Source organism: Pseudomonas sp. QS1027 (assembly GCF_002814235.1).
Classification (GTDB): Bacteria; Pseudomonadota; Gammaproteobacteria; order Pseudomonadales; family Pseudomonadaceae; genus Aquipseudomonas.
In genome coordinates this window covers 143795-169727 of sequence record NZ_PHSU01000008.1, presented here as the reverse complement: position 1 = coordinate 169727, position 25933 = coordinate 143795, and the positions used below count along the sequence as shown (strand labels likewise).

At 53.7% G+C, this 25933-nt stretch carries 19 protein-coding genes and 5 pseudogenes; 6 read left to right on the top strand and 18 right to left on the bottom strand.

The window, feature by feature from the left end; all coding sequences use genetic code 11:
- Positions 1-34 precede the first annotated feature (34 nt).
- Complete coding sequence (locus CWE01_RS09175) at positions 35-442, bottom strand: helix-turn-helix domain-containing protein (RefSeq protein ID WP_157815198.1); 408 nt, start codon at positions 440-442, stop codon at positions 35-37.
- Positions 443-668: 226 nt separating this feature from the next.
- Between CWE01_RS09175 and CWE01_RS09170 the strand changes: the two genes are divergently transcribed.
- The gene (locus CWE01_RS09170; RefSeq protein WP_157815197.1) at positions 669-1130 is read left to right on the top strand and encodes a DUF697 domain-containing protein; all 462 of its coding nucleotides are present in this window, start codon (positions 669-671) and stop codon (positions 1128-1130) included.
- A 375-nt stretch (positions 1131-1505) separates the two neighbouring features.
- On the opposite strand, the gene CWE01_RS09165 is transcribed toward CWE01_RS09170, so the two are convergent.
- The gene (locus CWE01_RS09165) at positions 1506-2528 is read right to left on the bottom strand and encodes a phospholipase D family protein (protein WP_157815196.1); all 1023 of its coding nucleotides are present in this window, start codon (positions 2526-2528) and stop codon (positions 1506-1508) included.
- 388 nt (positions 2529-2916) lie between these two features.
- Between CWE01_RS09165 and CWE01_RS09160 the strand changes: the two are divergent.
- Positions 2917-4076: pseudogene (locus CWE01_RS09160) on the top strand (IS30 family transposase).
- A 589-nt stretch (positions 4077-4665) separates the two neighbouring features.
- Here the strand turns inward: CWE01_RS09160 and CWE01_RS09155 are convergent.
- The 12 genes and pseudogenes from CWE01_RS09155 to istA form a co-directional block, all read right to left on the bottom strand.
- Complete coding sequence (locus tag CWE01_RS09155) at positions 4666-5982, bottom strand: hypothetical protein (protein WP_100940205.1); 1317 nt, start codon at positions 5980-5982, stop codon at positions 4666-4668.
- Between the two features lie 372 nt (positions 5983-6354).
- A pseudogene (locus tag CWE01_RS09150) lies at positions 6355-7074 on the bottom strand (inositol monophosphatase); the annotation flags it as partial.
- Positions 7075-7145: 71 nt separating this feature from the next.
- Positions 7146-7556: a fosfomycin resistance glutathione transferase gene (fos, locus tag CWE01_RS09145; protein ID WP_100940203.1), complete on the bottom strand. Its 411-nt coding sequence runs from the start codon at positions 7554-7556 to the stop codon at positions 7146-7148.
- Positions 7557-7658: 102 nt separating this feature from the next.
- The gene (locus CWE01_RS33830; RefSeq protein WP_100940317.1) at positions 7659-7883 is read right to left on the bottom strand and encodes a type II toxin-antitoxin system ParD family antitoxin; all 225 of its coding nucleotides are present in this window, start codon (positions 7881-7883) and stop codon (positions 7659-7661) included.
- 80 nt (positions 7884-7963) lie between these two features.
- Complete coding sequence (locus CWE01_RS09135; RefSeq protein ID WP_100940202.1) at positions 7964-8332, bottom strand: hypothetical protein; 369 nt, start codon at positions 8330-8332, stop codon at positions 7964-7966.
- Positions 8332-9300, bottom strand: a complete 969-nt coding sequence (locus CWE01_RS09130) for a hypothetical protein (protein ID WP_100940201.1) — start codon at positions 9298-9300, stop codon at positions 8332-8334. The genes CWE01_RS09135 and CWE01_RS09130 overlap by 1 nt, the downstream gene beginning before the upstream one ends.
- Positions 9301-9458: 158 nt before the next feature.
- Entirely contained in the window at positions 9459-9638 is a 180-nt protein-coding gene (locus tag CWE01_RS33825) for a YhfG family protein (protein WP_100940316.1), read from the bottom strand.
- An 82-nt stretch (positions 9639-9720) separates the two neighbouring features.
- Entirely contained in the window at positions 9721-10164 is a 444-nt protein-coding gene (locus tag CWE01_RS09120; protein WP_100940200.1) for a hypothetical protein, read from the bottom strand.
- A 171-nt stretch (positions 10165-10335) separates the two neighbouring features.
- Positions 10336-11229, bottom strand: a complete 894-nt coding sequence (locus tag CWE01_RS09115) for a DUF3158 family protein (RefSeq protein ID WP_100940199.1) — start codon at positions 11227-11229, stop codon at positions 10336-10338.
- Positions 11226-11843: a PFL_4669 family integrating conjugative element protein gene (locus tag CWE01_RS09110; RefSeq protein ID WP_100940198.1), complete on the bottom strand. Its 618-nt coding sequence runs from the start codon at positions 11841-11843 to the stop codon at positions 11226-11228. The genes CWE01_RS09115 and CWE01_RS09110 overlap by 4 nt, the downstream gene beginning before the upstream one ends.
- A gap of 17 nt (positions 11844-11860) precedes the next feature.
- Positions 11861-12031: pseudogene (locus CWE01_RS09105) on the bottom strand (ATP-binding protein); the annotation flags it as partial.
- 19 nt (positions 12032-12050) lie between these two features.
- On the bottom strand, positions 12051-13565 hold the full coding sequence (gene istA, locus CWE01_RS09100) for an IS21 family transposase (protein WP_100940197.1): 1515 nt from the start codon (positions 13563-13565) through the stop codon (positions 12051-12053).
- Between the two features lie 34 nt (positions 13566-13599).
- Here istA and istB point away from each other — a divergent pair, with 34 nt between their 5' ends.
- Positions 13600-14355 carry an IS21-like element ISPsy14 family helper ATPase IstB gene (istB, locus tag CWE01_RS09095; RefSeq protein WP_100940196.1) on the top strand — a complete coding sequence of 252 codons (756 nt, stop codon included), beginning with the start codon at positions 13600-13602 and terminating at the stop codon, positions 14353-14355.
- Positions 14356-14522: 167 nt separating this feature from the next.
- Entirely contained in the window at positions 14523-14846 is a 324-nt protein-coding gene (locus tag CWE01_RS09085) for a hypothetical protein (protein ID WP_100940195.1), read from the top strand.
- A 348-nt stretch (positions 14847-15194) separates the two neighbouring features.
- Here CWE01_RS09085 and CWE01_RS09080 read toward each other — a convergent pair whose 3' ends face one another.
- From CWE01_RS09080 to CWE01_RS09065, 4 genes and pseudogenes are all read right to left on the bottom strand, one after another.
- Positions 15195-16763, bottom strand: a complete 1569-nt coding sequence (locus CWE01_RS09080; protein ID WP_100940194.1) for a hypothetical protein — start codon at positions 16761-16763, stop codon at positions 15195-15197.
- Positions 16760-21646: an AAA domain-containing protein gene (locus CWE01_RS09075; protein WP_100940193.1), complete on the bottom strand. Its 4887-nt coding sequence runs from the start codon at positions 21644-21646 to the stop codon at positions 16760-16762. Before CWE01_RS09075 ends, CWE01_RS09080 begins: the two co-directional genes overlap by 4 nt.
- A 230-nt stretch (positions 21647-21876) precedes the next feature.
- The gene (locus tag CWE01_RS09070; RefSeq protein ID WP_100940192.1) at positions 21877-24255 is read right to left on the bottom strand and encodes a DUF4238 domain-containing protein; all 2379 of its coding nucleotides are present in this window, start codon (positions 24253-24255) and stop codon (positions 21877-21879) included.
- Between the two features lie 334 nt (positions 24256-24589).
- A pseudogene (locus CWE01_RS09065) lies at positions 24590-24808 on the bottom strand (IS3 family transposase); the annotation flags it as partial.
- On the opposite strand from CWE01_RS09065, the pseudogene CWE01_RS33820 reads away from it, so the two are divergent.
- Together CWE01_RS33820 and CWE01_RS09055 are read left to right on the top strand one after the other, a co-directional pair.
- Positions 24809-25373, top strand: a pseudogene (locus tag CWE01_RS33820) (nucleoid-associated protein); the annotation flags it as partial.
- A 74-nt stretch (positions 25374-25447) separates the two neighbouring features.
- The gene (locus CWE01_RS09055; protein ID WP_100940191.1) at positions 25448-25660 is read left to right on the top strand and encodes a hypothetical protein; all 213 of its coding nucleotides are present in this window, start codon (positions 25448-25450) and stop codon (positions 25658-25660) included.
- Positions 25661-25933 lie beyond the last annotated feature (273 nt).

Below are 25933 nucleotides of genomic sequence, written 5' to 3'. Positions count from 1 at the left end.
GCCTCCCAGTTGAGTACGCAAAGGCAGCAGACGATTATTTCTTGGTCGCTTTCTCGATCTGAGATTTTATTGTGGCCGCAACAATGCCGCTCAACATGCTTCCGACTACCGGTATGAGGCCAAGCGCGATAGCACCAGCAGCTGCGGTCCACTGTGCCTGGCCGACTGGCTCGCGTGCAATACCTTTATCAGCCGTCACTTTCTCTGCCACATCCACCATCTCGAGGATCCGGGAAGGCGGCATCTTCAGCGCGTCGGCTGCCAACTTCAGCTGATCAGTCGACAACGAGCTTTCGCCCTTCTCAATGCGAGACCATGTCGATGGACCGACACCTACAGCCTCTGCAAGATCGCTTTGCTTCAATCCGTTGGCCGACCTGATCTGTCCAAGCACAGCTCCGAGAATCGCACCGTAGGTTGTCACCGTCTTCATTTCAGTCATAGCAAACCCCGTCAAAACGCACACTCACATAATGCAGTAATTTCCCCTCCTGGACAAGCCAGCTCTAAATCGATAAATCTCTTTAGCCTCACTATTTCTCCAAAACGCACACTTGCATGTAATGCATATGGTGCTGTACGGTACATCTACCGCCGAGCGGCTGGTACCCAAACGCACCCTCTACCACCAGAGAGCTCTGAGCTCGCTAGCAGACAAGGAAAAGAACATGAGCAGCAATGACAAGTTGGAGCAGCAATCCAAGGCAATCCTTACGAAATACGTGCTGGCCGCCACCGCTACGGGAGCAGTTCCAGTGCCCGCTGTCTCGGCAGCGCTCGTCGCCGAGAACTCCTTGATGATCAATCACATCGCCGCCATCTATGGTTGTGATATTAGCGTCGGGACTGTCGTTGCGGCGATTGGGGTGCTCGGGACCGCCAACATGATTGGTCGCCAAGTTTTTATTGAAGCGGCACGTTTATGTAGTTGGGGTGTAGCGTTCACCGGAGCACCATTGCTTGTTTCTGCAATCGGAGCCGGAACTGCGGGTCTGCAAACCTACCTGATCGGGCTCATCGCAATTGAGATTGCGAAGGGTGGCGGTGAGATGCTTTCGCGCAATGTTGTGAAGGGTATTTTTCGCAAAGGGAAAGATGACTTCGATGATTTCATCAAGGCTTCTGCCTAATGCCATTCGAGAAGCGGCGCCGTCTTCCTAAGGACCACGTCGGCGAGACGGCACCGCCTCCGATTGAACACCATTAAGACACCATGACCGCGCGAACGAGATTGGTGAAGGATTCTGGAACCAGGATGTGCGTTATATGAATAAGCATCCGGATTATTGGATCACACCAATGAGTGGATCGCCCCTCTCGGGGCTTGATCAGCTCTGCAAGAAGATGGGTCACACCCTCTGTTAACCGAACGATTCCGGGGCGAGGGGCTGGTCGTCTCTAGTAAGCGGACAGCCACGGCCAGAGCGTGAAGGGCCGCACCTGGCCGTTTTCAGCCCATGGTGAGCGACAGCTTTGCTTTGATAGCTGACTCTCATCGGCTCTGCTCAAGGCAAGAGCAACTCCTCCTGAAGCGCCTCGACTGGAATTGCGTAGTGGTTACACATTCCCTTTTCGATGAGACGCACGATGGCTGCCTTGATTGCTGGAGTAAGCTCGAAAGGCTGTGCGTACCGACCCTTGCGGCGCTCTATCATGAAGTCAAGCCCGAGGTCAGCTTTTCGGACAACAACGTCAAGCTGCATAAAGCGCATATACGCACCATTAGCTTTTGTGGCGAGCACTACCGTATTCGGATCAAATTGAGGTTTTGAGCCATCGCTCGCCTCAGTAAGGAAGTCCCGATAAGGCCGTACCTCGGAATCGGCAGATTTGCTTGCATTTCCAGCGGCATGCTCGGCTACACCATCTTGGTCGTACATGATTCGGGCTGCCTCAGCCTTTACCGCCTGGGTATGGGTCTCTTCCCAGACAAACAACGGGATCGTGAGGAAACCCTGCTTTGCCCATACATCAAAGGTGGGTACTTTGCGAGTGCGGCTTCGCGAGACGGATTGTGATCCTTGCCGAGCTATTTGCAGGGCTGCTTGGTTGCGGTTGTGTTGCTCGCGGTGACGCGCAAGGGCATCATCAAAGCCGAAAGATCCCCCATCCATTACCTCGCTATCCCTTTTTAGGATTTTCAGTTGTTGCTGATATTCCTCAAAAAGATGACCGTTCTGAATCACGACACAAGTGTCTCGGCCCATCCCAATGCCCTGGTTAGTGAAGTTTGCACTTCCGATGACCACGATATCAGGCGAGACGAGATAGAGCTTCCAGTGGATGCTAGTGGTACCCCGAAAATCCACCCAAAGCCGCCGGCGGAGCAGCGTTCGAGCGTCGTCAATGAATGTCGGAGAGGTGAACGCGTTGATCGTACCCACAATCACTTCGACGTCATTCTCAGCGGCGATAGATTTCAGGAGTTTGACGGTGCCGGAGGCAAACGCGGAGACGATTGTGATGCTTCGTCCGCATTGTTTAAGTAAGAATTTTTCAAGATCATTTTCGGTATGAAGCCGTTCCATATTCTTCCCTACTCCTAATATTGTGCCGAGCGCCGTACTATCCTGCTCGGCACAAAACTGAAAATCTGTCCCGCCAGAATCTGCACCTTTTTGCGAGTTTCTTTGGGTGCCCAAATGGCGGGATTGCGTAACCTTGTATTTGGTCGGAGTGTCGCGCCACAAGCACGGCATGAGGGAGGCGGGTAAACGACATGGTTTTTAAGCAGGCTACGGAGTCATTAGCGGTAAGTCCATGGTCTGCTTGTGGCCGTTTTCTGCCTGTCGCGACGGGCAGAAAACGGCCACAAGACGCCCCTAGATGTTCATTTAACTGGCCGACTTCGCCGGGGCGGGCTCAACCGGTCGACGCAACGTACACTATTCGTCCGTTGGTTGGAGCTAAGCAAGAATGTCACGTCGCGAGAGATATGGATTTTCCGCCGAGCAGAAATCAGAGCTCTGGAGGCTATGGCGCAAAGGTGAGACTCTGAGTGCCATAGCCATGGCGATCCAGAAACCCACTGGCACCGTGCATAGATTGCTGGCCCGCAACGGTGGGATTTCTCCTCGAACCCGACAGCGTTCGCGGCTCGCGTTGACGCTTCTTGAGCGTGAAGAAATATCTCGAGGGATGGCAATCGGTCAATCCGTCAGGTCCATTGCCTTGCAGTTAAATCGTGCACCTTCGACCATTAGTCGTGAGATATCCCGAAATCGGGGGCGTGATCTGTATCGAGTGGCAGACGCCGATGAACAAGCTTGGGCCCGCGCAGTTCGGCCCAAAGATTACCGCTTAAACCAGAGCCCTGAGCTGTGTGAATTGGTATCGAGTAAGCTGAAGCTCTATTGGTCACCTCAGCAAATTACAGGCTGGCTTAAACGTAAATATCCCGACGACCTCACGATGCAGATTTCTCATGAAACTCTTTATCGGTGTCTGTTTATACAGGCCCGGGGCGTATTGAAAAAAGAACTGGTGGCCGTCCTACGCTCCAGACGCATGATGCGCAAAGCGAAGACGGCTACGAGCAAGGGACAGCCCCGCGGCCACATCATTGATGCTGTCTCGATTAGCGAGCGACCCCAGAGGCTTCAGATAGAGCCGTTCCCGGACACTGGGAAGGTGACCTGATCACCGGTTCGAAGAACAGTCACATTGCTACCTTGGTGGAGCGCAGCACCCGCTTCCTGGTACTGGTACGAGTCGAGGGAAAAGACACCAAGAGTGTTGTCGATGGCTTAATACGCGAGGTTGGTCAAATGCCGGAGCATCTATGGCGCTCTTTGACATGGGATCGAGGAACAGAGCTTGCTCAACATAAACGGTTCACCATGGACACGCATGTTGATGTATTTTTCTGTGATCCGCGCAGCCCTTGGCAGCGCGGATCAAACGAAAACACTAATGGGTTATTACGTCAGTATTTTCGCCCAGGCACCGATTTAAGTGGTTATACCCAGGCAGAGCTCAATGCGGTAGCCTTGCAGATGAATCAGCGACCACGTGAGACCTTGAACTTTGAAACACCGGCTGATCGCTTACAGCATCTTGTTGCGCTGACCGGTTGAGCCCGCCACGCCTTTTTTCCTAATGGACTTGATTGGAAGCTTGGCTTGGATGCTGAAATTTTTTCGTAAACACTGGCCATTTGCAATAGAAACTGAGATCTGAATCCCGGTTTTTTTTGGGTCCATTTCTCTGATTCTATTAGCTGAATTGCGGTTTCTAACCTCTTTGCCAGATCAATAACTGACCCTTTACGTGGCGGAATTGTAGGCCCAATATTTTCTTTTTGAGCCCGATCATTGCGATTAGCGCACTCCCAGTCCAAGGCACGAGCCATATTGCCTCCTAGCTATAAATAGGTAACACAAATGGGGGTTTTCCCTCCAATTGTGCCCGATTATGTTCATTTTCTATGTGTAACACCTTAATAAGCACGAGTGTCGAGTCAAAAGCGACAAACTCTGCACATTGCATAGTCATTGTAGCGCGTCCATGGGCGGCGGTTATTGCCCGCTGCCTGTCACAATCGGGCAGCAGTTAGCGGATATTTGCCTATCGCCACCGTCAGCTATGGGTTGATAGCGGTCACCAGCGACAGGCAGCTTTCAACCATAGCAGCCTCCTGCCCTTGCCGCCTGTTGATCTATAAATTTAGTATCTGGCAAAATCTGGATAGGAGAAAAGTTCGCCACTCCTAGATCTTTCAAGCCATTTGAGTGATGAATCAACTTGATATCTATCAACAATAGCTTCAGCCAAAACATTGTGACCTAACGCAAAAAGCGAAGTTACCATGTTAGATATTGCATTCGTTTTATCAAAAATACGCATAAAGCTTTCTTTCACACTTTGAATGCCAAGTCTAAAATTTCGATTAATTTCCGGGATCGTACTTTCATATAGCTCGTCGTAAAACTCTATGTATAACCTGTCGCGTGCAAAATAAAACAAAGTATGTAATCCTGCGAGATATTCAGGAGTCAGCCTCGCTTCAAATTCACTCCAAACTAAACTCCTAGTGCTGGCTCTTTCCTTTATGCTGTCAAGCATTGACCCCGTTCGATCCCAGCAATCTAGACCAAGGCTTGGTGCTTCTGGGATTAAGCTCTTGGCATTCTGAGGTGCCCACTGATCAAAGAAGAAAAATAGCTGATCTGGGATTATGCCTTTAAGTGGTAACGGCTCGCCTATCACAGAAGAAAGAAAATAATGTGATTTTATTTTTTCAACAGCTTTCGACAAATCTCTGCTACCAATGGCGTACTTACACATAATCTGTTGTTTGATATCTTTAAATCCTGGTGTTGCCCATTCAGATTTCGGAGGTAGATCTCTGGCCAGTCTATAAATCATTGGGCGTGAAAGCCTTGATGTAAAAGTTCCTTGAGCATATTCATCCTTAAGCCACAGATTCAAATTATGTAGCTTATCCAAGTTGCTTTCTAGCTGCCCAAATTTTTCTTTTAAACGGAAAAAATTAATAGATGCGACGTCAGTCAGGTGTTTTTTGCTTTCATTGCTTAAAGGGTAACGAAACGTCTGCCCGGTGGCGTCTACCTCTGCAATATCTGAGATGGTTTCGGCAATTAGGTTGTTAATATCTTCATAACGGCCATCCAGAATCTCAGAGTTAAGCTTGAAAAAGCCCCAAATGTTTCCAATATCATGCGACCCGGATAAATCGAACGAAAATTCGTATTTTTTCGCTTTGGCTACGAACGACAGTTCCTGAATTGCTCCTTTCAGCCTTAACTCCACCGAATGGCGCATATTGAAACACACGGGATATACTAGATCATCAATTTCCATATCCATTTCCTTGGAAAGAACTTGATCAATCAGTAAGTTAGCAGCGGTGGAAAAACCTTTGGAATACTCAAAATAGCCTGGGCTGCCGTTGTCTCCTACGCAGGCATTTGCCCATGTAGGCTCCGAACCACAGAAAGTTGAATTTTTATTTCCGACCATGATTAAACCCTATTTTTACTTCGGCGCGTGTGGACAGTGCTCAGCTAATGATTTTGCCGAAAACAGCTAGCCGTGACTATGATTCCGTTCAGTGCTTGCGATGGTCAGCAGCGTAGCTGACTCTGCCCTGTAGCGGTCACCCGTGAGAGGCAGCTATTGGCCGTTCTCTACCTATCATGGTTGGAAAGCGTGTTGGTCAAATCCGATGCAATCGATGGCCCGAACGAATGCAAATGACTGGTCAGGTCGAATGCAAACGGGTGCTCAAGTGGAGTGCAATTTCGCATACAATGGAACGTCGAAGCGTTGATGACACTACACGGGGTACGCAGGTTGTACTCGGAACACGCAGCTGTGCTTTCGTATGAAATGTTATCGAAGCACTCGTTCCCATTCACGAGTTGCTAATTTGTGACACGCTGAAGGTGATCCGCCGAAGCATCGTTTCGATACAGTCGCCATTTCGGCCTCTGTCGTGTAACGGATACAGACTCCGTTTTCGTCCAGCAACACCCCTCCTGCACCTCTCAATAGCGCATGCCCAGCTACGACGTCATGAGCTGAGACAGGATAGAGCGAGACACCACATACAGCATCGCCGACGGCGACTCTTGCTAGTCTGTATGCAATTGACGGCATTGCATGAAAACACGCCGGTGCGCACAGCTCACGATTGAGCTCCGGTTTATTCACCGCCGCGGCGCTGACCATTACTGTGCTGCCTTTCGAGAGCTTTTTATCAGCAAGACGTACGCTTACTGGTTTGCCGTTGCGAATCAAGTGTGGAACACCTTCTGCCCAACCGATGCAATCAGGAAGCCCCTCAGGAGTGACAGGGGCATACACAACCCCGAGCACTGGGATAGTCTCATGCAGCAGACCCACCGACAGAGCAGACCCCTTTAGCCCCTTCAAGAAATCACTTGTGCCGTCGTTTGGGTCTACAACCCAACACCAGGCATGCCCCGTGAGCAAGTGCCCCGTCTCTTCACCCCAAAAATCGCACCCAAGTAGGTTGAGAAGTTCAGGCCTCAAAATATCTTCGATTTCTACGTCAACTAAGGCCTTGTCGCCCTGGCCGCGGGGTCCATCCGAGGCTTGTCTCCATTAGCCGTTGGTTGGTGCCAATGAAGGCGTTTTCACACAACCTGGGCCAGCAGCGGTCAGTCGAAAAACTCCATACCCTCGTAAGGTCGGAGCCGACATTGATCAAGTCGAGAAGTAAGGCTGCCCACGTGCACCTCTAGCCGATGACCATCAGGGTCTGAAAAATAAAATGAGTCCCCTTCGCTCGAATTACTTTTCCACTCAACGACGTTAAGTGCTCGCAGGTGTGCGGTTACTTTTTTGAAATCTTCCTGTTCGACCGAAAGCGCGTAATGCGTGTAATCCATATTCTTTTCCGTCTCCCTGCTCTTATCCAGAGACAGACATAGCCAGAGATCGCCCAGAGAAAGATACGCCCCCGCCACCCAGCGTGCGGTCAATCGAAAACCAGGTAAAGACTCATAGAACTCGACGCTCCGAGAGAGGTTCGCAACCGCCAACGTGAGATGATTCAGACCAGTCAACATGAGCCATTATCCAGAAGAAATCTCGGGGGGCACTGAGGATATCAACATCCTTGATTGACTGCGTCACATGGATTTCAACCGGTTGCAGCGCACGCCTAGATATCACCAATATCTGGCACGTAGGGACTCGAAGTAATCGCCATCCACAGGAGCAGTGGGAGCCGATTCGGCCCCAGCCAGCAGTAGGCCACGCAAGTGCTGCCGATCCTGATCCTTGCGAATCAGCTCCCGGACATATCCGCTACCGGTGCAGCAACCTCGCTGGCTCACTTGAGCATCGGCAAAGGACTTGAGGGCATCCAGTAGGGAGACGCTCGTAGTGTTCATGGTTTTGTCCATCTTTGCCAAAATCCCCCATTGCCGTACCTCGCCAGTGCAGAAGGATCGCGCGGCCATCCAAGGAGATCTCACTGGAATGGGTGCCATATCCAAAAGGCAATCATGCCGAAGAATAGAGGAATCTCAAGATACAAAGGTGCCTTGCTCCATCGTTTGAGCCCCTGCGGTATCGCGTCAAGTTCTTGCTGGGTGACGAGTCTGCGCCAGATGAACACTCTGGGAAACATGATAACAATGCCGATCAGACATAACCTCATTGAGCGATGCTTGTAAGACTTGCCGCCCCACCATTTGCGGTCACCGATCATCATTTCGTTATTATCGAAATAGGCTTCGACCAAATCCAGCTTTGTTTTAGTGATATAGGCTGACAAGCCAAGACTAAAGAACAATAGAAACAGAAGTAAAAAAACACTCATCACCTCCAACGTAATCATCAATGCGCTCCCTCATAAATCAAATCACCAGCAAGCTCTCCCAGCCCTCCAAATATTATTCCGCCAGTATATCCACCTACGACCCCACCAATAATTCCGCAGCTCAATGCTCCCCACCCGCCCGATACAACACCCAACCCAACCGCGCACACCAATCCCCCTGCACGCGCCCCAAGCTTTCCTCCGAAGTGAGAACCAGCAATTCCTCCCGCCACCTTACCGCCCTCCACATACCGGGCCTTTCTGCACTGCTCCTCCCGCCCCGTCGAACACGCCTCCTGAATCGCCAGCCCCGCCGCCCCCACGTCCAGGGCCATGCCCACATAGCCGCCTTTGCTCAGAAAGCGCGAGGTGCTGGCAATCTTGTTGATCCGCTGCGCATAGCCGTCGATGGTCTGGCGATGCAGGTAGCGTTGGGTGGAAATGCCGAGCATTTTCTTGATCGACTCGTTGTGTCGCAGGCTGGTGCCGTAATGGCCCACGCCCTGGAGTTGAGTGTCCAGCCTCTGGAACAGGGCCTGGCGCTTGACGATAAATTCGCTCCTGGCCGAGCTACCGCCTTTTAAATGCTGCTGATGCAGTTTTTCGATGTCCTTCAAGGTTTCCTCGACCCCAGTCAAATGCCGTCCCCAGGCCGCCGTGGTGCTGCCGATGCCAATCGAGCTATAGCCTAGCAAGCCCTGTAACAAATCATAGTTGTTCAGAACCTCGACACCGGCCTTGGGGTCGAGGCTCAAGGCCAGATCGATTTCCCGCGCCCGGGTCATCAGCCAGGCTTCTTCGAAGGTGCAGGACGCAGTGCTGTCATCGGGAACTATCACCAGTTGTCCCGGTGTCACCATCGAGCGGCGCAGATGGCTATTGATCGTGTCGAACTTGGTCTGTGCATGTGAACCGCGCTGTATCAACAGTTGGTTTTTCAGACTGGGGTAATGGATGGTCTTTTCATTGATGAATCCGTTCGCCATGCTTCACATCCTTGATGTATGAAAGATGGCGTCAGATATAAAGACAGATAAAGAGCGAAAAGAAGAGCAATACCGCTGTTTGCTACAGATCCCAACTAACTACCAAAAATGTCCTACATGGCGACCAACATCGATAGGAAATTACGGAAAATGCTCTTTCACTTGGTTCGCCTTGAGTTCTTGGAGAAAGCCTCCAGGACCTCCTCACGCGACGGCAGGCTTTTCTCACCATCTGCGGGGGTCGTTTTGAAGCCTTCCAGACGCAGACTGGCCGCGTAGTTGGATTGGCGAGTCTTTGCCGCATAGGCCTTCTTGGCTTCAAGGCTGATAGCGCCTATTGCATTGGACCTCAATTGTGTTCATCGAGTAATTAAAAGAGATCAAGCTGCCAAGTGCTTGATCTCTTTCAGCGCAACGACCTCAATCAATCGGGCGGTTATCCAACGCGGACAATAGCTGACGGGATGGGGATGCCCCCTCAAGCAGCGCATCCACCACTGCCCGCGCCACTTCCACCGAATGCAGCATGCCCCAGAACAACGCCCGTTCGACGGGGTTGGTGTGCAGGCTGATTTCGTCGCCATTGAGTTCTGCCGTTTCGAGCAGATTGGAAACGTAGGTCAGGGCGTCCTGGGCAGTTACGCCAGGTTGAATGGCAAACAGAGTGGGTTTGTACGGGGCTTCAGGGATGACCGGTTTGGAGCACGTGAACGCAAGGGTATCGAGCAACCGGTGCGTGTTTGCTGGAACCGGCTCAGGTTCGCTGGATGGGGTATCAGAGTGTTTACGCAGGTACATCGCCCTGTCGGCAGTGCTGAGGGCCTTGCGAATGGGCGGCGGATCAGGGGTTATCTTCTTGGTCATGGAGAGTCTCCTACTTAGGCAAGGGATTCATCCACTCCTGCTGCGACACAAGGGTGGCGAACTGCACGCAGGTTCGCAGACCGGTAAGTAGGAACCGGCAGGGCTAAGCCTCCTGCGCACAGCTCGCCATAACGCGAACACCAAAAAGCCGCTTTACGCGGCGCTGTGCGCCTACTTACGACCGGGCTGCGAAACCCGCATCGCTGAATTTGCAGCGACAGTCGAACTGTAGCCCCTCGACCACGCCCTGCTCATAGCCCTGCATCCCTGAGCGCTCAGGTGCTGGCGCGTAAAGTGGCATTCGTTGGCGTGCTCCGGGCCTGTGCCGGCGAACCGGGCCTGGTGGAAGTCATCGGTCGTTTCCCTGCGTTTGATCGCCAGCTTGCGCTCACCCTTACCTGGGCAACAACACGTGGCGTGAGTGCGACCATAGGCCGTCTCCAGCACGGACTTCCAGCCCTTGGCGAACTGATCTTCCGTTTGAAAGGGCTTCGAGAAGGGTTGGCCGTCGATCACGACCGTGAAGCGCTCATTGAGCATGGAAGCACCCTCCTTGTACGAGGCTAGCCAGCGCTTTAGGAACGCCTGGCGACTGATGCTATGGGTCAGGCTGATCTGCATGTTGATCACGATCCGCTGAAGCTCCAGCGCATAGAGATCGGGCACCAGGTTGATGGACGTGCGCTCATTGCGGATCAACTCCACCCATAAATCGACGCCCATCTTGCTGCGGTCTACTCGACTCCAACGCAGGAACACCGTGCCCGCCCCAGTGGACTGTCTCGTCAATCGAACGGGCAACAAGGTGAACGGATAACGCCCCGCTTGAGCCAGCACCCTCTGAATGGCCAGCTCGACCAGACTGTCCGTCAGTTGACTGCACGTATGCCCGAACTCGACCAGTTCCCCCTTACCCTTAAAAGGCTTTAAAAGCCCTTTAAGGAAGGCTGTGTGTTCCAATGCCTGGAAGGCAGTGTGTTGCAGTGGCTGGAAGGCAGTGTGTTTTGCACCATCCCCCGGTGCTGCCGAGTGTTCACCACCAAAAGCATCTCCTGAAATACTCATGGCATCACCCTCCCAGGCGCTAGGAGTCCATCACTTTTCTCAACCAAACCAGCCCCCAAAAACACCTGGCTCTCCCTCGCATCGTCCCCAACCTCAGCCTCGTCCTCGTTCTCGTCTTCAACGACCTCTGGCGGCCTTTCATCGCTCACCCGACACCGAATAATCTGAGGCGCATATTCAGAACGCCGCGTGCCCACCAGCACATCCGCCGGCAACTCCCCAAGCCGCTCCCGGGCTTCACGCGCCGCGGCATTGTTGGCGATGAAATCTTCACGCATCGTTCCGGAGAGCCTCGCCTGTTGAGCCAAGCTGAACAGACTGCGCAACACACGACCACCGGCATTGATCCAGCGCTCCATGTCCCTACGCCCCATCAACGCGGTGTGGTACGCCAACAGCAAGCGAAGGACGATGTTGTCGTAGTCGATCAGCCGGTACACGGCCAAGAAACCCAACGGGGTATTGATGAACAGTGGCATCGTGACAGGGTGAACATCGAGGTTGTCACCCACTCGAGCCGACGTGGGCAGCCGCCCCATCAGCTCATTCAGTTGATCCCACATCATCGCCAACGCCGCCCTCGATTGCTCCAGCTTCTCGCGGATACGGATCATCCAGTAATCGGCATAAGGGTCAGGCGGGCGTCTTCGCGCTCGGTCAGCTCGCGGTCGACCATCAGGCCGAGCCGTTCATCGAAGCTGAGGTCGTTGATATCGGGCGTTGCATGTTGCTCGCCGAGCGCCTTGATCATCCCGTGCAGTCGTAGGGCTTGCAGCTTGTCGAGTGTCGGATTGGGCAGCATGTTCGTGCTCCTTTTTCAGTCAGTGGTAGTAGCCGGGGCCACGCAGGTTGATGTGCTCGTCGGGCAGCAGCGGCAGGTTCTGCTGGGCCAGCGGTAGCCGTTCCAACCCCTGGCGCAGGATCGATTCGAGGCTTTTGTAACTGCATGCGCCCAGTGCCAGCGCACGCTGGCAGGCGGCTTCCAGCCGCTCTTCGCCGTGCTGTTTGCTCAGGCGCAGGATGCCCAGGCAGGCACGGAAGCCGTGCTGCGGATGGATTCGTCGTTCAAGGATGTAGGCGATGACGCCAGCGGTGTTGGGCCCGGTCTGCTCTGCCCAGCGGATCAACCGTTGCGGTGTCCATTCGGCATGTTCGCGGTGGCTCTTGGGCATGTGCTCGGTTTGGGTGGTGTGGCGGCCTTTGTGCAGCGAGCGCAGGTGGCTGGCCACACGCTGGTTGGCGTGGAAACACTCGACGGTCTGCGCCGTCAGCCGCACTTCGAGTTGGTGCTTCACCAACTGGTATGGCACTGAGTAGAAGTGACCGTCGACCTCGACGTGGTAGTCGATGTGGACTCGCACCTTTTTCCATTCGGCATAGACGTATGGGTGCTCCGGCAGCGCTTGCAGCGCCGGTTGGTCGAGGGTCTCGAAGGCTGACCGGCGTGAGCCGGGCAGCTTCTTGAAGGGCTTGTGATTGAGGCGATCCAGCAGCAGTCCGATGGCTATGTTGAGTTCGCCCAACGAGAAGAACTGGCGGTTGCGCAGCACCGCCAGGATCCAGCGCTCGACCACTTGGACGCCGACCTCAACCTTGGCTTTATCCCGAGGCTTGCGGGAGCGAGCAGGCAATACGGCTACGCCGTAATGCTCGGCCAGGTCGCGGTAACTGGGGTTGATATCCGGTTCGTAACGGTGAGCCTTGGTAACGCCGCTGCGAAGGTTGTCGGGCACCAGGATCTGCGAGGTACCGCCGAGAAAAGCGAAGCAGCGCACATGCGAGCCCAGCCAATCAGGCAACTTCTGCGACCAGGTGGCTTCGGCGAAGGTATAGCTGGAGGCGCCGAGGACGGCGACGAAGATCTGTGTCTGGCGGATTTCGCCGGTTCGCCGGTCGATGACCGGCACGGTCTGGCCCGCGTAATCGACGAACAGCTTCTCGCCGGCGCGGTACTCCTGGCGCATGACCACGTCGACCTTGGCAGCCCAGAGGCGGTAGTGCTCGCAGAACCAGCTGTACTGGAAGCCTTGCGGGTGAGCGAGTCGATACTCTTGCCAAAGCAGGGCCAGAGTGACGCCGGGGCGGCGCAACTCGGCATGGACATGAGTCCAGTCCGGAGTCGGACGTTGATCGCTGGGTGCAGGCACTGTCGGCGGAAAAAGGCACCGATTCAGTTCAGCATCGGAGAGATTGATGGGCCATTTGAGGCCGCTAGCAGCGAAGCGACAAAGGTAATCTCCCGCACTCGAATGGCCGATACACAAGCTTTTCGCAATCTTGCGCACGGACAGGCCGACGTCGAACTTTAGGCGCAGTACCTCTCGGATTTTACGCATGGATACTACCACTGACTGAAAAAGGAGCACGAACATGCTGCCCAATCCGACACTCGACAAGCTGCAAGCCCTACGACTGCACGGGATGATCAAGGCGCTCGGCGAGCAACATGCAACGCCCGATATCAACGACCTCAGCTTCGATGAACGGCTCGGCCTGATGGTCGACCGCGAGCTGACCGAGCGCGAAGACGCCCGCCTGACCACTCGACTCAAAGCCGCCCGACTGCGTCATAACGCTTGTCTGGAAGACATCGACTACCGCAGCCCGCGTGGCCTGGACAAATCCCTGATCCTGCAACTGGGCAGCGGCCAATGGCTGCGCGACGGCCTGAACCTGATCATCGGCGGCCCCACCGGCGTGGGCAAAACCTGGCTCGCTTGCGCACTGGCCCACAAGGCCTGTCGAGATGGTTACAGCGTCCGTTACCTGCGTCTTCCGCGCCTGATGGAGGAGCTGGGCCTGGCCCATGGCGATGGACGCTTCGCCAAACTGATGGCGGGGTATGCCAAGACCGACCTACTGATCCTGGACGACTGGGGCTTGGCGCCGTTTACCGCCGCGCAACGTCGCGACATGCTTGAACTGCTGGATGACCGCTACGGCAACCGCTCGACGCTGGTCACCAGCCAGATGCCGGTGGACAAATGGCACGCACTGATCGGCGATCCAACCTTGGGCGACGCGATCCTCGACCGGTTGGTGCACAACGCTTATCGAATCGAACTGAAAGGCGAATCGATGCGCAGACGAGCAACGAAATTGACGGCAACAGGGACTTCAGACTAACAATGCAAACCTGCGTCGCTGCGCTCCGACTGCCTGTCCGAATGAGCGTGGAACGAGTGTCCGGATGTTGGTGGACTGAGTGTCCGGATGGCGTGGAATCCGCAGGCTATTCGCTACGTTGTGTAATCAACCTGATTCTGCATCACCATTTTGAGGAAACAACCCAGATGATGTTGCAGCACCTGGACAGTGACGCAACGGGTGATGTAAGCGGAATTTTCGAGGTGCTCCGAAAACTTGATACCCCACCATCGACCGGGCTCATGAATTCAACGCTGGTATGTCTGTGTTCCGACAATGAAAAAGCCAGTGAGTCAGCAACCGAACTTCTCTGTCACTGGCTCAATCAAGGTATCCCTATTGACGAAGCGCCCGTCGCCAAGGCTGTGGATCAGTGGGGCGGCCGTGACGGGTACATACACCATAGCTTCACCAGTACGCCGCTCCTTCCCTTGATTGAGCTTCTGAATAGAATCGAGGCGGCTCAATGATCGCCGATACCTCCGGATGACGGTTGACCTCGACCATCAATGGTATGAAAGCAAGCGGTTGGGAGGATGACGGGGCGGTGGACAGGTATCCATTTGCTCACGACGCTGGCGTTGATACCGTGGCAAGGCGACGTTGGCCACCGCAGCGCAGATTGGAGGCGTTCCTGGACGACCAGAGCTTTGAAGCGTTTGGGGTAGGAGTTTCGTTGGCGCATGGGGATCCACTTGCAGGATTGGGGATGACACTGAACCAGAATTTCGATTTCACATGTAATCCCACCTACATGGTGACGATCCCCGCAGGCCCGGGGAACTCCGGGCTTTCTAGAGGCTAATAGAACTGGATACTCACAATGTTTTTTTCAAACTTAACAATGGCCGGCCACTCCTAGTCGGAGTCACTACCTCACTCGAATTGGATAGCCGATCGACCAGAGCGAGCAAGTCTTGGACCGCAGCCGAACCACCCTCCTCCTTCATGACCGAGATCGTGTCAGGCCTCATGCTGATCTGCCGAGATAGCAATGCAGCAATCGTGCGTAGGTGATCCGGGTGGGAGGACAAAAAACCTATAGGAATCGTTATGGATTGGTGAGCTAGATGGAAATGAAATAATGCGCAGACCAGACATCCCGGTATGAGCAGTACCTCAAGATTACCCTCCATCAGAGAAAAGTTCCCCGCATAGAGCCGCGAAAACTGATCCACATAGGTAGCAAGTCGCTCACGGGGTGCCCCCTGTTCTACTGGTAGGAGCACCCGCAATCCTCCTCGTTGTGGGGAGGTTCCATCGGAGTGAGGCATGAGCGATCGGTCCAGCTTTTGGGCTAGTTGACGGGCGCTACGCGAACGCGCCCAGAGCGTCGATTTAGGTGCGCACCACAAGGCATCCCAGTTTAGTTTTAGTTTTACCTTTCCACCCCGATCTTCTGGATCCTCGCAGACATCCAAATCCTCTGATTCGGCCTGGTCGGCTCGCTTCAATTCGGCCTGAATACGGTCCAGCAATAGCTCAGTGTTACTTGGCAAATGCAAAGCACCCAGCAATGGCATCACCCGATCATCGTCATAACCACCCAGCTTCGTGAGATGAACTTGCTGCACATAACGCCGTAGGTCAAAAGTATCATCTGAAACATACCGACCTAGAAGCTTGTCATCAAAGATACGAATGAACTCTCTTAAGCTCTCATTGTTTCCCCTCTCCTGATTGGCGAGCGCATCTGTGATCGATTCGGAGATTTCAAGCCGGCTGCCAAAACTCTTATCGTCAATACTTCTTACGACACTCATTTGCCCATCTAAGTCGAGGTGAAAGGTACAAGACAGAGGAATGCTAAAGCGCTCGCCCGGATCAATCGCACTGATCTTGTAGATCTCAGCCTTCTCTTTTGTACATATCTGGCGGAAGTTCTGCTGGAAAGATTGCTCTGCAAATTGAAGTGTACGCGACTGCTTGTCAAAATTACGCGTAGCAAGTTCGACCTGTGAACGCACGCGTCTTATTCTTGAAGGGCGGGCTGCTGGGCTGAAGCTGATTAGATCAAACACAACCTCCGCGCTCCAGTCCTGAATCTTGAAAAACCGTGGGAGGTTGTCGGAGCTATCCTGAAAACGTGTCAAAGCATAGTTGGTCAGCTCTAGATGTTCTTCATTCCACTTGATTAGTCGCTCGCTCAATAACGCCTGGATGACTGCATCAACCTCTTTGTTTGAGAATCCGAAGAAGTCCTGAATCTGAGCTGGACTAAGACTACCGCATACGTACGCGATACGGAGCGCAAACTCAGTGACTACCGGCAGCGTCTCCTCAGCGCTAATTGCGCAGGAAATCCCGAAACTCTGTGCTGGAATGGCAAATGTGATCTCGTCGACAGCAAGCTGCTCTTGGAGTTGACTTTCTTCGACCGTGATCATGACCGCCCTCCGGTGATACCTGATGTCTCAACAATGGCAAACGCATTACCATCTCGATGCTGTTCGATGTAGGCGAGAACCCGGCCCATGGGTGCCTCCTGATTCCGCTCGCGCCACATCCGTGCTGCACCGATGATAAACAACCGATCCATCGCGCGTGAAATGGCAACGTTTACGCGCTCAATACTGCTCAGGAAACCTTGGTCGTACAATCTATTGTTACGCGTGGTGGATACAATGATTATTCGATTCTCTTTGCCTTGATAACTGTCGACTGTGTCTATTTTGATCAGCCTGCGGTAACCGGTCGCCCAATCCTGCTCACTTAGGAGCCGCTGGAGCAACTTTTTCTGTTCCGCGTACATGCAAATCACACCGATAGGTTTCTCATCCTCAGAGCTGTCCTGCATCAATTCTTGAATAAAGTTTCCACTGGTGCATATCGAACGCAGCAGATCAATTATCTCGCGCGCTTCATAGGCGTTGTCGAAGCCTGGGTTCTTCGGACGGTCGTAAGATTCGCGCCCTGCCTCAGAAGTATCTATCCAGGTTACGACTGCGCGGAGGGGGTCAGGCAATTGATCAAACCAAGCCACGGGGGCACCACGACCTGGCGCCAACGGTATAGGGTAGAAGCAAGCCGACACTAATTCACCAATAGGCGGTGCCATTCGGTATTGCGTGCGCAGGGTCGCACCTACTTGCCGTCCGTAACTGGATTCGAAAGCGCGCTCGAAGTCACTACGGGTCAGCATGGAGCGATCCCGCCATAGCAAGTCTGCTGCAATCCTCTGTACAACTTGCTTGGTATAGTGTGGTGGTAATTGTCGATGATCCCCCACCAGCAAAACTCGCCGTGCTGACTGAATTGCGATAGCCAATTCGCCTGGCGTAGCGCGTGCTGCCTCGTCCACAACGACCCAGTCATATTTGATGTTCGCCACGCCGAATTGTGAACGGCCCATCCCAACACAGGTGCCACATACGAGTGTGCGTGTCTTAGCCAGGAACTCCTCGAAATTACCTCGAAGCGTTCCCAAACGATCTACCCACTCTTGAGAAATCGCGATCACCTGATCCAATCGGGAGACTGCGTCAAGCGACGTCACAGCGTGGGCAGCCATTGCAGTGCGCCGAAGGTACTCGATGACCTCAGGTGGCTCTGCAAAACTAGTATAAAAAAACTTCTCTTCCGCCAGAGTTCGAAAACGTTCTCTACGCTGAGATATACGCTGGGTCAGCGATTTGTAAGCATCGCCAAACGGATCAGTTTGCGCCCTTTTTGATTCTAACCGGTCGATCTCCCGCATGAGACGTCCGAGATGAAACTCAATGTCAAACCATACAGTCACAAACGGGTTTGGTAGTCCCAGATTGCGGTTAAGCGCAGTGACGCGCTCGCGCATTTCAGCCCGAAATAGATCTCGGTAAGCCTGCAGAATTGAAGCCGAATGGTGAGGTAGCAACTGTTCCGATACCATGCCCTCCGCCCCGAACCGAACGACATCTAGTGGCATTTCGGTGCGCTGGCATAGTTCGATGACCTTTTCCGCGGCGTTGTTGACCGCCTCATGGGATTGGCTGGTTAGCAGTATGCTCTGGGCGCCATGTGACATGGCGTAGTGAATGAATGAGGCGATAAAAGAAGTTTTCCCTGTTCCTGGGGGACCTTGCAACAAGCTCAGAGGGCCTTGTGCCCAGAGCTTAGCGAAAGCCTCACGCTGTTGCTGGTTCAGAGAAAAAATTAACCGACCTTCATCGTCGTAACGGTTGTAGGCGTTGAGTTCTGTATCTGTCGGTGGAGGCTGCAGCTCTAGTGGGGCTGGACAATTCGCCGGATCGAAATAGTCGATGAGATTTGGAAGAACTGCTTCGCGAGCCAAGATACGCGTGACGGCCTGGCGCCGGCGCCGGAAAGATGACAGGTCTTGCTGGCTGCGTAGCTTGATTCTATCTCCCTCATTCAACTGCATGCGAATGCGGGTATTGTCGAGTACAAGTATGGCCTGCGTTGTCTCACGAATGTCGACATAACCCACGCGGACCAATTCACCATGAATCTCCTGCAGTGCTTCTACCTTGTTATCAGCTCCATAGTCTAAGGGCTCACCTTCCTTGGTATAAGGAATACGAACCTTATCGCGGTGCCGACCTATATCGCGATCTACCGCTCCTGCGACTTCAACCTCTGGCAGGGTAGCCTCTTCAGCTTCAAGGATGGATCGCCAGAGATCTTCAGTGCGCAGGCCTTCACTCGTCAGTTCCTCCCCTTTTCCATCATAAAGGTCATCGGCAGCCGTTGGGTGATCCAGGCCTAAGATTTGGGCGCGAACCAGTTCTATGGTCGCCTTGATATCCGGGATTGCTTGAAGCAACTCTAAAAGCTCACTTACGTTGTCCGCAGACGCTGGCGCAAACAGGATGTCAGCCTTCAAGGTTGCCACGGCCTGGGAAGCAGTGTGGACAAACTGGCTGTGCGGCATCTCTTGAGTGCGTATATTTACGAAGTCGAGCGTTGTAGGCTTAAGCATAATCTGCAGACGTGCTCGCACACCGGCCACCGATATCACGACGTTCGGCTGACTCTTCGGGTCGCGTACGTTCTGAGCCAACACCCCAATGTGATACACCCCATTATCACCTTGGAAAGGTTTGCTGGCGGTAAGCCGACGCAGCTGGACGGCCAATTGCGGTCCGGAATTGGGGCGCGGTGGATTTAGCAATAATTCTAATGCATCGTCGATGCGATCCAGGGCATACACCCGTAGTTCTCGGCTCAGACAGCGCTGAATCTCCAAGCGCACTGGCCCCACATCGTGGTCTTCCCATGCAGGACAACGGTCAAGCAACTCACCACACATCTTGGCCACTGCGTAACAATCACGCTGATCGAGAGCGATTGACTCATAATCCGCTGGAACGTAAGCAGGGGTGTGGGTCTCAGTCACGCTGCCCGACACCATGTCGATGGTATCGATGAAGTGCAACGAACTCCCTTCCAACATAACGTTTCCGGGATGGATATCTCCATGCTGAAGACCCAAGCTGTGTAAATGCAGCGTGGCCTTCACCAGTTGATGGCATAGGTCAAGGACTTGCTGGCTCGACGAGAACGAATCAGTCGCTGTATCCAGTTCTGATCCATCCACCCATTGCTGTACAAGGAAGGTGCCCGCATCCGAAATACCAAAATCGATCACTTCTGGAAGTGAAGAGCACGGCTGCGTTTTCAAGAGTCGAGCTTTTTCCAGAAACGCCTGCAGTTGCTGCGTATCCTCGGGGCGCTTTGGATCAGGCTGACGCCCATACCAAACCTTAACAGAGACAGATCGCCCTCCCACGGATGATTTGTAAAGGTGACTGTGGCCTTGTTTTAGGTTCTCCAATAGTGGGTAAACAACCATCGGTATCAAATCGCTTCGATAGGCTTCGAAGACTCGGAGATCAACACCTCTAGCTGAGGGTGTCTCTAACGGTAGGGAGTTCAACGCGTCAAGCATGGCTCGGGCATTCGCGAATCGCTCTGAAGGAATCATCTCCAGTGCCTGCTCGAACCAAGCGGATACATTGGAGTCACACCCGGAAACTTCTGTTGGTTCCCATAGAAAAAGCCCGTCATCTTGGCGCGGCAAACGTAGAAAAAGCAGATGGTACGCTGCTACCCCGAGCAGATAGACATCGCGTCGAAAAGGGTCGCTAGCCTCGCCTCGACCAATTTCAGAATCCTCCGGGAGCAATGCCTTACCTGCGCGCAGATTGTCTCGTAGTGGGCCGACTGTGCCCGCCTCCGGAAAATAGGCCGTCAGGAAGCCCGATATAGAAACCTTTGAAGGTCGCTCAAACCACAGGCTATGGTCGCTGACATCACGGTGAGCAACGCCAGTGTCATGCAGATCAGCAAAGTGCGAGAGTAAGACTTTGACAAGCGAAATACGTTCTGCGAAGGAAAGATCCTGCCCATGCCGATGAACGAACTCATTGAGTCGCAGTTGCCGTGATGGCAATCGGTATAGCTCGCAAAAGTCAGCATCGATATCGTCACGCGTCGGATGGGACAGCGGCTGTAGCACCACGCCATCGAGCTGCTCGTTTTGCTCATGGATGAAGCCGAGTACCTTATGCTCACGTAGCGCGATACGTGCACGTTCATCGACAGTGTCAGCCACCCCCGTCAGCGCTGAAAAATCCCAACGTCTCAACAATGCCTCATGTCGATGATCATCTTTTTTGACGGATTTGTACTCTTTATACAAGCCATCAGGATGTGGAAAGCTCGCCTCTCCTACGATCTGAAAATTATTGAATGAAAAACCTGAAGGCTTGAAATCCTTGCCACGAAAAAATGGCGTAAAAGTCTGCACATACTGATTCGGCGTGCCGCTCCTCGAGTCCTTGAACTCTTGACGATATCCGCCCGACTTAGCGATTCGCAGAAACTGATCGAGCGTAAGGACAAACGCTTTCTCGTCCTCAGGAATGGCTGAAAAGTCCGCGCTACCGCACATGACCACCCGATAGTCGATATAGACGGACTTGGCCGGATCGGAAAGCCTTGCCTGAATCTTAGAAGAGAGGATCTTCCATTTGTCCGCCAATACTTTAACGGGGGAACGCCCCATGTCCTCACTGCTACGCAACCAGTGATCCTGCATGGGCTCTATCTTGCCGCGCCACTTCTTAAGCTCGACTATGAGAAGGCGGTCATGGGTTAGCAACACCAGATCAATTTCACGATCTCGATAGGTGGTATCCATCATCATGAATCCGGCATAGCCGTGCCACTTTTGGCTGAATTCTGATGCATTGAATGCTTGGCGCATCCGCTCCAGTGCATCCTTTTCAGATGCATGAATACCGTCACTGCTGATGCAATCAATTTTCATTGTTCTGACCGCTCCTCTATGAAGAGGTAAGACAGAATGTCAGGAAATTGCAGCGAGCTTCGCGAGCGAGTCATAGGTCCCTCTAAAATCAGATCCGAACAAAAAAGATAGCATAAAGCTATCTCGCTCAGAGGCATCATTAGCAAGCGGTTGGCCCGCAGCGCCCCCCTTCGCGTAAAGCGTCTGAGGTTTGCGTCTCCTCAGCCAATGTTTACGATACTGGCTACTGCTTATCCGCCTCGTCTCTTCATGAATAACGTCATCGGAACACACCGCTCCGCTGTGTCGGGCCCGTAGCTTAATGCCAAGCGCTGCACCGGCGTGTAGACGAGTCCTCCGCAGGGGATAGCGCATTCCACATCATAGATTGCAGTTGAAAGGTGCTCAGGCCCTTCGTATCGCGCCCTCATCTCATGCAATGCGTTCGTTACTTTTTCGGCGATCTCGACGGCCTTTTCCGGACTTACCTGTATGGCTGACTGCAGGGCCCTCATAAGCTCACGGAAAGCCTCCCTCAGGCTGATAGCAACAGGCTCCGCTCTGATCTGGAAGACCTCAAGCGGGTCAAACGGTATTACAAACTCAGCTGTTTCAATTGCCGCAACCAAAGGCGTCCATAGCACATCGGCGGGCACAGTTGCCGAGGTAACTGCGTTTTGTAATAACCGCCAGAATGGTAAGTGGTCGGCATACAAGACAGCCCCCATGAGCTGTGCGGTAAGCATTCCTAGCTCAAGATTCATGCTGCGTACGATCAATAGATCACCGTCGCCCGGAGGCTGTAGCAAAGCGAAAGGGTCGAGACGTCGTAGCTGCTGCATTTCAATTGCAGCCCGCGTCGCTTCGTCCAATGGCACATGCGGGTTCGCCTGGCGAATGTGACTGATCACACTTTCCAAAGGGCGCTGAGTAATCGCCCGTGACGTGTCTTCTTTGAGCAACCTCTCAAATAGCCCGGTCTCGTCCTCTCCAAGTCCCGGGATTTCAGATTTATCTCTGGCGATAGCCATGAAAGCACGACGAAAGCTCAGGTCTAGATCAGCAGGGTCGGGAACCAGGTGAACGATTCCCGCCTCGATGAAGGGCTCAAGCTGCATCAGCAAAAATACATTTTTGAGCGTCTGTGCTTTGTGCTGTCTAGGATTCTCGATGGGGTTGAATTTTGGAGTGACGCTGGAGGGGTTTGGGAATGGATTGAGTAAGACGATCTCATCGAAATACGTCGTCCAGTTGAGCACACTATCGATCACTGTTCGTGGATCAATCAGCCCCATATACACCCCTCGAAATTTATTCGGGTTAGGTCGCGGCCATAGCTCGCGTAGATTCGTATCCTCCGGCCAAATCGTGGTTATTGCCTTGTGGATCTCAACGACCTGTTCGTCGCTTAGCTCGGTCTGTATGTCGATCCACTCTTTACCATCGTCCAGTCCAAGCACGCTGCAGACTCTACGAATGAATATCAGATTGCGCTCGCGCAGGCTGGCGACAGTCCAACTAGGACGCATCGCTGCGGGAAGAAGCTTGCAACACTCGGCATAAGCGCTCCCGTTGCCACAACCACATAGGTGGTCATCCTCCAACGAAGCTTCATCTACCTTTTTGGCAAGATACTCATGACTTTTCGAGCTTCGTCCATAGGAGTCCTGATAATCGACCGAGCCATCCTGATACCCGATGTACATTTCACCGCCAAAGTTAAACAGCCCATCATCTGGAGGTTTTAACACTGCTGCGATGTCCACCCAATTTCCTGCGAAGTGCTGCTCAGGGTACAGCCAGGATTTATCCACAGCAGCCAGGTATTGGCAGGCGTTCACCTTGAGGACATGGTTGATGCTGATCACCTCTTCACGCGAGAGTGACCTGGTTCGAATCCAGCTCTGGGTATTAACCAGCGAGCGACCTACACTCCGTGAATTTATCCGGTCGGCTAGCAGATCAAGGTTTGGTTGCGTCTTGGCATAGTCGAGGTGTGTGAGAATTAACAGATGGTCGGCATCGAGCGCGTAGATGATCTGCGTGCCATTCCAATGGGATGAGGGCTCGCTTGCGAGGTTCTCTTCCGGCAGGTAAGCAGGGTTGTAAAGCGTAACAGGGCTATCCGTGATAAGGAATTTTACGTCCGAATCCTTGGCTGACACGATCTCTCGAACGCCTTCACCCCACAGGGTGAGATTCAAGTTCAATAAATGCTGCATCTCTCCCATGAGCGGATTCTGCTCAAGCCCAAGATACCGCTCCTTGATCCAGTCCAATGCCTTGGGTGTTCGCATCCGTTGCGCCCCCAAAAAAGTGAAGAACGGCTCAAACGCGTGATGCACCTCAGCAGGACTCCCCGTTACAAGCTGTTTAACAGCGACTGCACCCGTGTTATCGAGGTCGCCGAATAGCAGCCGCTCGATCTCATCGTTGGCCGCAACACCGAACCAAGTGGTATAGAGATCCGGGGCTGCAAAACAGCCCTTTGGAGATCGCTTGGTTATTGCCTGTGCCGGTATTGGAGCTCGCAAGTCGAGGTAAAAAAATCGAACACCGGGGGCAGGCAAAAATCTTTTTTGGTACCAAACCGGTACGTAGTGATTGTGACGCGATTTTTGAACGCTCATGGCATGCTGGCCTCTAGAGCCGTCTGGATTTGCGATTAGGTTGTCCGGGGCTCGATCTAAATCATCAGTAGAAAAAAATGGCCAAGAATCGGCCCCCCGTACACACCTTCACACTCGCGGCTTCCGCCCACCTTACAACGAGTCATGGCCACTTAGCATCAGTGATGCCCTCAAATCTGTTGCGTATCCTTGTGCCAGAGTCACTACGCCCAAGCACGCCAGCGCGTACGCAGCCGCTTCACGTGCAGGCCGTCGACCACAGTCAGCAACACCACGAATTATTCCTCTCTATGTCGGCGGCGTTTTTCAAGGTAGTTGTCGCGTCACCGTCTAACTATGCCGCTCTTTTCTCGACCTGCGGCTCCCGATCAGGGTTCAACAGCACCGTACCCATCGGCTCCCAGTTTCGCGTCTGTCCAGACCAGCGTTCCGGGCTTTTCTCCCGGGCTTGCTCGTACAGCTCATGACGCCGAGCCAGGATCTGATGATCCTGGCCACGGTGCCGTTCGGCCGGGGTCACGAAGCGGATTCGGCTGTGCCGGTGCTCGTGGTTATCCGCCTGGCCGCGCGCATCAACATCAGCGAGTGGAAGAACAACCCGCGGTCACGCCAGTACATCTCGTACCTGAAGGGCAAACAGGGACGCAAGATCAGCGACTACTTCCGCGACTTCATCGGCTGCCAGGAAGGGATTGACGGCCCGGGCGAGACCCGCACGCTGCTCAAGGCGTTCAGCGATTTTGTCGAAAGCGAGGACTTGGGCGAAGAGTCGACCCGCGAGAAGACCCACGCCCTGGTCAGCTACTCCTTGGCTCAGGCCAAGTTGGGCGAACCGGTTAGCCGGGACGAGTTGTCGGAGCGGATCGACGAGGACAACCCCAAGGCCTTCGCCGACTTCATCCGTGACAAGGACTACGGCCTATCCGCTGACCATCCCAGCCGATAAGAAGACCATCAACCGCTTCCGGCGCTTCACCGGGCGCGCCGAAGGGCTGTCGATCAGCTTCGAATCGCACCTGCTCGGCGACAAGATCGAGTTCGACGAAGCAAACGGCACCCTGGTATTGCGCCGGCTGCCGCAGTTGCTGAACGACCAGCTCAAGCGCGCTTCCGCCTGACGTCCACCGCATCGCCGCACCAAAACGCATCGAAAAGATCATGGGGGGGGGCTACGGTTCGCCAGCTCTCGCCCATGTTCGACGCCCCGCAGTACGCCGAGCAGTTCATTGAGCTCGCTCGCAAGACCTTGAGGTGCCGCGACATGCGCATCAAGGCCAAGGCCGTGCTGGTGGACGCCAAGGGCGAGCCGATCATCAACCCGAAGACGAAGGCGCCGAAGGTCGGTTTCACGGACTGGCCGCCGAAGCCGCAGGTGCAGGTGCAGGTGCAGCAGGCGGCGGCCTGAGCCAGGCTTCGCCTACTACCGTAAAAACCACAGCAACTCAGTAGGAAATGTACGCAAGAATTGCCTGAAAAACTGCAGATGCCGCAGCGAACCCAGCTGCCCATTTATTCCATTGAGTCTGTAGGTCTGCTGTCGCAATGATGTCAAAAGCACCTTTATCTGTGATTTGGGTCAACGATGCTTGAGTCCATCCGTCTTCGTTAGTTTTGTCGACATATGGAGCTTTTACAGTTGCAGACCGGATCCATAGCAGGCACGAAATCAGCGCACATC